The organism is uncultured Lactobacillus sp. (assembly GCF_948948975.1).
Lineage (GTDB): Bacteria > Bacillota > Bacilli > Lactobacillales > Lactobacillaceae > Lactobacillus.
This window is the reverse complement of record NZ_CARBVX010000022.1, coordinates 24,458-30,457: the sequence shown is the minus strand read 5'-3', so window position 1 is coordinate 30,457 and position 6,000 is coordinate 24,458. Positions and strand designations below refer to the sequence as shown.

Sequence of the window (6,000 nt, the reverse complement as noted above, 5' to 3'; positions counted from 1 at the left end):
TAATTATAAGAGATGAGGAAAATTATGAAAATAAATGACTCTAGTCTTAAAGAAATACTTATAAAAGCAAAGAATCAATCGGATGTAGTAACTGATTTAAAAGCTCAGGAGCTAATAGAAGGAGCTCTTGAAAAATTAGATAAGAAAACAAACGTGAAAAGAGTAATTTTTAATCTAAAGCAAGATATTAATATGTATGCTGTAACACATGGATTTAAGCTACCAGAGACTTTGACAAAGTTGCAGCTTTTATTAGATAAAGATCCTGATAAATGGGCTGGTGCTGGAGAAACTTTGGCACTGACTAATTTTTAGAAAAATACTTTTATTAATTTAAATAGGTAGCAAAATTAAGATGAGTACTGAGCTAGTTAATTTAACTAAATCAGTACCTTTTTTCTTTTTTAGTCATCTTCCAGGCAAAATTAGTAAAGATAATAACTGAAAAAAGAGAAAGTATATTAAGACTAATCTCAAGAGATTGACAGCATAAATAGTAAATACCAAATCGGTCATAAAAAAGACTGATTTGGTATTTTTTATCTTTAGTGAGTTTTTGAATGATAGAATTATAAACAAGGAAAGGATGAGAAAAATGGTCATAGGATATATTCCAATTATTTTACTGTTATTAGTTATTTTATGTGATATTGCTATTTCGCTAAAATTGCACAAGATAGTCAGAACATCTGACGCCTCAAATATCTTGGTGCTTGGAATTGTGACCATGGTTATTTTTGCCTTAAAAGATTTAAACTCATTTTCTTGGAGTTCAGCAATTGCTTGTGTTTTTATGAGCATCGTTGTTTTTAAAGATTTGTACGATGAGTATCAAATCCAAATAAAGAATAAATCTGAGGAACAGAACTAATGGGAAAGTCATTAACGTTTAGATGCATCTTCGCGGGAGTTGCTTTTTGTTTACTTCAAACTCTAGGAGATATATTGGTTGGTAGTCAACTAACTCTTTGGATAATTCTCGGAAATATTCTGTGGGGAGCGATTTTTGCTTACTTAATGTTTAAATTATTAAAAAGAATGCAAATGCGGAAGGAGCATAAAAGGAAAGGTACAGATGAAATTTATTGAAGCTAGCAAGAAGAAAGATACTCATACTGAAGAATGGATCGTAATTATTCTTAGTGTAATCTTTGCATATTTGATTAATAAATTATTTTTATCTTTGACTAATAGCGATAGTATTACAGCAAGTCTTGTAGTTCTAATTGCTGGGATGAGTGTTTTTTCAATCACTTACTATTATGGTAAAGATAAACTTCAACAAAGATTAAAGAGCAAGAAGTGAAAACCAAATTGGTTATTAAAGGTGCTAAATCGGTCTAATTTGCATTCTTATTAAAAAATGATAGTAAAATTAATAAATAAATGATAATATTTAAACAAATATAATCCTTTGGAGGACAAAAATATGGAAAATGAATTGGCACAAGTATTGAATGATTTCATTTCACTTGCTAAGACTCATTATGATCGAAAAGGTAACGAATACTTACTAGAACAGTTAGAGGGTGCCTTAGATAAGACAAAGCATAATGTTCAAGATGCCGTAAACGAAGCACGAACAACCTATCAAAATGTGAATACGATTTGTTTAGTAAACCATCTTCACTTAGAAAAAGATGAAGAAGCATTACTTGAAAAAATTAAAGAAATTTCAATGAGTCAAGGCTGGCTTGGTGGCTTAAACAGTTGGAATACTACTAATACTTGGCCTGGAAAGTAGGAATGAAATTGCAAGCTTTTTATTATGCAATGCCAACCTTAGCAGTAATTGCAATTGCAGCATATATTTTTACTTCGGTTAAGCTTCATAAGTTTATTTGGTTTTCACCAGTTGTTTATTTAGCTTTGATGGGAAGTGTAGGACTCTGGATTAAAATTGGTACAAATATTTTTTCTACCTCAGAAACTGGAGTTTTAGGATTGCTTACCCTAGAAGTAATTCTCTTAGAGGGAATTATTGAAGAATATAGATATCAAAAAGAGCTTCTTGTAGAGAATAAAAAGTAGCTAACTATCTGTACATCACTAAGTAAAAGTTTTTTGACAAGTCAAAATAAATTTTAACTGCTAGTTTTAACTAGCAGTTTTTTCTTGCTAAAATATTAAAAATACGGAGGTGGAGAAAGTATGAAAAAAGGTTTAGTAATGGAAGGTGGCGCAATGCGCTGCATGTTTACTGCTGGGGTAATTGATACCCTAATGAAAGCCGGCATTGATTTTGATGGTGGAATTGGTGTATCAGCTGGGGCAGCATTTGGTTGCAATTATAAGTCAAATCAAATAGGAAGAGTTCTGCGCTATAACGTAAAATATGCTAGTGATCCCCGTTTATCAAGTTGGCAGTCGTGGCTTAAGACCGGTGATTTATATGGCGCTGACTTTTGTTATCATGAATTACCAGTTAAACTTGATGTTTTTGATACCGTTGCTTTTCAAGAAAACCCAATGGATTTTTGGTGTGTAGCAACTGATATTAATAATGGTGAATCGGTATATCATAAATTAACGTCCGGTAAAGAAGCCGATTTGGAATGGATTCGTGCTTCTTCTTCCATCCCAGTTTTTTCTAGACCAGTTGAAATTGGAAGTCGCAAGTATTGGGATGGAGGAATTAGTGATTCAATTCCTATTAAATTTTTTGAAAAAATTGGCTATGACAAGAACGTTGTTATTTTAACGCAGCCCCTCTCTTATCGAAAAGAAGCAAGTAAACTATATCCAGCTTTAGAATTAGTCTTACATAAATATCCCGCTGTTTTAAAAAAATTAAAAACTCGAGCACATGATTATAATGATGTGCTTCATTACATTAGAAAAAAAGAAGTTCAAGGTAAGTTACTAGCAATTCGTCCTCCTTATCCTTTAGAAATTGGCACAATGGAGAAAGATCCTCAGGAATTGAGGCGCGTATACCAGATTGGTGTAAAGGAAGCTAAGAAAAATTTACAAGCAATAAAAACCTATTTGAGTGAATAATCTTCTTGAATAACTTGTCTAGATTCCATTTCATTCGCTATAATTAACAAAAGCTTAAATTTTCAGTTTTTTTAATAGTAATTGTAGAGGGAATGAATGTAATGAAAAAAACAAAGCTTTTGAGCTTTTTCTTTGCACTTTTGATGTTTTTCTCACTAGGTGCTACTTTTATCAAGCCAGCTCAAGCGGCTAGTGAAAAGCAGGTAGCAGAAGGTAGTGTCTTGAAGAAGATTAAAAAGAGTGGAGAATTAGTAGTCGGTACATCTGCTGATTATCCGCCACTAGAATTTACCGCAAGTGAAAATGGTAAGACTAAATATGTTGGAGTAGATATTGAACTAGCCAAAGATATCGCCAAAGACTTAGGTGTGAAGTTAGTAATTAAGAACATGTCTTTTGACTCCTTATTAGTTGCACTTGAGACAGGAAAGGTAGATATGGTTATTTCTGCCATGACGCCTACTCCTGAAAGAAAGCAAAGTGTAGCATTTTCAAAAATTTACTATAAACCAAGTGGTGAATATTTTTTAGTAAATAAAAAAGATAAAGACAAGTACACTAGTATTCAGAGCCTTAAAGGTCAAACGGTTGGAGCACAAACGGGAAGCAATCAATATAATTTAGTTAAGTCTCAAATGAAAGGTTCTAAATTAAAGGGTCTTGGGAAAATTAACAACTTGGTTTTAGCTCTGCAATCAGGCAAGGTGTCTGCAGTAGTAGTAGAAGAACTAATTGCTAAAGCATATGCAGAAAATAATAGTAGCCTCGCTGCAGTTCGTTCAAACTTAAAAGAAACTCAAGCGGGAAATGCAGTTGCAATTGCTAAAGGACAAGATGATTTAGTAGCTCAAGTAAATAAGACAATTGACCAAGTTCAGAAGAAAGACTTGATTAATAAAGAATATTTACCAGCAGCTGCTAAATATATGAAAACAGAAAAGAAAAGCAATACTTTTGCCAAGTACATTCCGTATTTCTTTAAGGGTATTTGGTACACAATCGTAATTACTATTTTCTCAGTAATTATTGGTATTGTTTTAGGTATCATTTTAGCTTTGATGCGTTTATCAAAGAATCCAATTTTACACTGGCTTGCTGTTTGCTACATTGAATTTATCCGTGGTACGCCACAAATGGTACAAATTTTATTTGTTTACTTTGGAATTGGATATTTGATTTCTAATCTTTCCGCTTTGGTTGCAGGTATTATTGCGATTGGACTCAATTCAGGGGCCTATGTGGCTGAAGATATTAGGTCAGGAATTGATTCTTTACCAAAAGGCCAAATGGAAGCAGCTCGCTCACTTGGTTTAAGCCGTCAAAAAGCTTTTAGATATGTCATTATTCCGCAGGCAATTAAGAATATTTGGCCAGCTTTAGGCAACGAATTTATTACTTTATTAAAGGATAGTTCGTTGGTCTCAGTAATCGGAGTTGCAGAATTAATGTATCAAACACAATTAGTTCAAACTTCTACTTATAAGGGTGTTCTACCATTATTTATTGCCATGATTATTTACTTTATTATGACTTTCTCATTAACGAGATTATTGAATCACTTTGAAAAGAGGATGAAGCGTAATGACAATGATTAAGGTGGAACATTTAAAGAAGAGCTTTGGAAAAAAAGAAGTCCTCAAAGATATTTCGGCAAATGTTGAGAAGGGAAAAGTTATTAGTATCATTGGTCCATCAGGTTCAGGTAAGAGTACATTTTTACGCTGTCTTAATGTACTTGAGACACCAACAAGCGGCAAAATAATTTTTGATGGGCAAGATTTAACACATATTAGTGAAAAAGAATTAGATATTTTAAGGGAAAAAATGGGAATGGTTTTCCAAAGCTTTAATCTTTTTCCAAATATGAATGTAGTTGAAAATGTTAAATTGGCTCCTATGAAAGTTAAAGGTGTAAGTGAAGAAGAAGCTGAAAAGCAGGCTTTAGAATTGCTTGATAAAGTTGGTTTGAAAGATCGGGCTAAGCAATATCCTTCTAGTTTGTCTGGTGGTCAGCAGCAACGTGTTGCGATTGCTAGAGCTTTAGCAATGGATCCAGAAGTAATGCTATTTGATGAACCAACAAGTGCGTTAGATCCAGAAATGGTTGGCGAAGTTTTAAAGACAATGCAAGACTTGGCAGATTCAGGTATGACAATGGTTATTGTTACTCATGAAATGGGATTTGCCCGTGAAGTTTCTGATGAAGTGTGGTTTATGGCAGATGGATATTTGCAGGAGCAAGGAAGTCCGGAACAAATTTTTGAAAGTCCGCAAAGTCCACGTGCAAAAGACTTTCTTTCTAAAGTACTTTAAATATTAATATTTTTCAAAATAAGCACTTTCTTTTTACAAGGAGAGTGCTTTTCTTTATAATAGTTGCGTTAGAAAAGTTAAAGGGGATGAGTTTAATGAAGATTAGACAAGCTACAATGGATGATTATGATCAAATTATGACGATTTTAAAGGATGGTGCTAACCAACTAGCAGAACGCGGAGTTGACCAATGGCAAGGAGATTATCCTTCGCCAGGTCAAATTAAAGAAGATATTGAAAAAGGCTTCGCATATTTAGCTGTTTCAGCTGATGGGGAAACAGTAGGGGCTATTTCTATAGTTGAAGCACCAGATCATTCTTATGATGATTTGAAAGGTGAATGGCTTTTAGATACTGATAAGTATGTTGTAATTCACCGCGTTGCCATTCATTCAAAGCATGCAGGTCACGGTTATGCTACTAAACTTTTGACTGAAGTAATTGATTATATTCGCGATCACCGTAAGGACATTGACAGCATTCGAATTGATACGCATGAAAATAATAGCGCGATGCAGCACCTAATTGATAAAATGAATTTTACCAAAGTGGGAGAATTGCATGGAGTATATCGTCCAGATGAAATTTCATACGTTTATGAGAATGTTAGAGAATAAATAAATTTTAGCTAGGTTGAAAAACCTAGCTTTTTTGTTGAGGATAAGCATTCTGTTGACAGGTATTAAT

At 33.4% G+C, this 6,000-nt stretch carries 9 protein-coding genes; all 9 read left to right on the top strand.

Annotated features, from left to right (window positions below):
- Nucleotides 1-24 precede the first annotated feature (24 nt).
- The 9 genes from Q9R40_RS08340 (at nucleotide 25) to Q9R40_RS08300 (ending at nucleotide 5,930) form a co-directional block, all read left to right on the top strand.
- Complete coding sequence (locus Q9R40_RS08340) at nucleotides 25-315, top strand: bacteriocin immunity protein (protein ID WP_061400490.1); 291 nt, start codon at nucleotides 25-27, stop codon at nucleotides 313-315.
- 280 nt (nucleotides 316-595) lie between these two features.
- Nucleotides 596-871 (top strand): hypothetical protein, encoded by a 276-nt coding sequence (locus tag Q9R40_RS08335; RefSeq protein ID WP_061400489.1) that lies wholly within the window; start codon nucleotides 596-598, stop codon nucleotides 869-871.
- Nucleotides 872-1,075: 204 nt separating this feature from the next.
- The gene (locus tag Q9R40_RS08330; protein ID WP_270516119.1) at nucleotides 1,076-1,306 is read left to right on the top strand and encodes a hypothetical protein; all 231 of its coding nucleotides are present in this window, start codon (nucleotides 1,076-1,078) and stop codon (nucleotides 1,304-1,306) included.
- A gap of 123 nt (nucleotides 1,307-1,429) precedes the next feature.
- Nucleotides 1,430-1,744 (top strand): bacteriocin immunity protein, encoded by a 315-nt coding sequence (locus tag Q9R40_RS08325; protein WP_061400487.1) that lies wholly within the window; start codon nucleotides 1,430-1,432, stop codon nucleotides 1,742-1,744.
- A gap of 2 nt (nucleotides 1,745-1,746) precedes the next feature.
- The gene (locus tag Q9R40_RS08320; protein ID WP_061400486.1) at nucleotides 1,747-2,031 is read left to right on the top strand and encodes a hypothetical protein; all 285 of its coding nucleotides are present in this window, start codon (nucleotides 1,747-1,749) and stop codon (nucleotides 2,029-2,031) included.
- Between the two features lie 120 nt (nucleotides 2,032-2,151).
- Complete coding sequence (locus tag Q9R40_RS08315; RefSeq protein ID WP_304677257.1) at nucleotides 2,152-3,000, top strand: patatin family protein; 849 nt, start codon at nucleotides 2,152-2,154, stop codon at nucleotides 2,998-3,000.
- A 101-nt stretch (nucleotides 3,001-3,101) separates the two neighbouring features.
- Nucleotides 3,102-4,595 carry an ABC transporter substrate-binding protein/permease gene (locus Q9R40_RS08310; protein ID WP_172475612.1) on the top strand — a complete coding sequence of 498 codons (1,494 nt, stop codon included), beginning with the start codon at nucleotides 3,102-3,104 and terminating at the stop codon, nucleotides 4,593-4,595.
- Nucleotides 4,582-5,313: an amino acid ABC transporter ATP-binding protein gene (locus tag Q9R40_RS08305; RefSeq protein WP_270516112.1), complete on the top strand. Its 732-nt coding sequence runs from the start codon at nucleotides 4,582-4,584 to the stop codon at nucleotides 5,311-5,313. The genes Q9R40_RS08310 and Q9R40_RS08305 overlap by 14 nt, the downstream gene beginning before the upstream one ends.
- A 95-nt stretch (nucleotides 5,314-5,408) precedes the next feature.
- On the top strand, nucleotides 5,409-5,930 hold the full coding sequence (locus tag Q9R40_RS08300; protein ID WP_270516111.1) for a GNAT family N-acetyltransferase: 522 nt from the start codon (nucleotides 5,409-5,411) through the stop codon (nucleotides 5,928-5,930).
- Nucleotides 5,931-6,000: the final 70 nt, after the last annotated feature.

What these genes read in the sequence shown, in the direction of transcription:
- Q9R40_RS08340 (WP_061400490.1), top strand. Translation starts at nt 25, where the DNA reads ATGAAAATAAATGACTCTAGTCTTAAAGAAATACTTATAAAAGCAAAG.
- Q9R40_RS08335 (WP_061400489.1), top strand. Translation starts at nt 596, where the DNA reads ATGGTCATAGGATATATTCCAATTATTTTACTGTTATTAGTTATTTTA.
- Q9R40_RS08330 (WP_270516119.1), top strand. Translation starts at nt 1,076, where the DNA reads ATGAAATTTATTGAAGCTAGCAAGAAGAAAGATACTCATACTGAAGAA.
- Q9R40_RS08325 (WP_061400487.1), top strand. Translation starts at nt 1,430, where the DNA reads ATGGAAAATGAATTGGCACAAGTATTGAATGATTTCATTTCACTTGCT.
- Q9R40_RS08320 (WP_061400486.1), top strand. Translation starts at nt 1,747, where the DNA reads ATGAAATTGCAAGCTTTTTATTATGCAATGCCAACCTTAGCAGTAATT.
- Q9R40_RS08315 (WP_304677257.1), top strand. Translation starts at nt 2,152, where the DNA reads ATGAAAAAAGGTTTAGTAATGGAAGGTGGCGCAATGCGCTGCATGTTT.
- Q9R40_RS08310 (WP_172475612.1), top strand. Translation starts at nt 3,102, where the DNA reads ATGAAAAAAACAAAGCTTTTGAGCTTTTTCTTTGCACTTTTGATGTTT.
- Q9R40_RS08305 (WP_270516112.1), top strand. Translation starts at nt 4,582, where the DNA reads ATGACAATGATTAAGGTGGAACATTTAAAGAAGAGCTTTGGAAAAAAA.
- Q9R40_RS08300 (WP_270516111.1), top strand. Translation starts at nt 5,409, where the DNA reads ATGAAGATTAGACAAGCTACAATGGATGATTATGATCAAATTATGACG.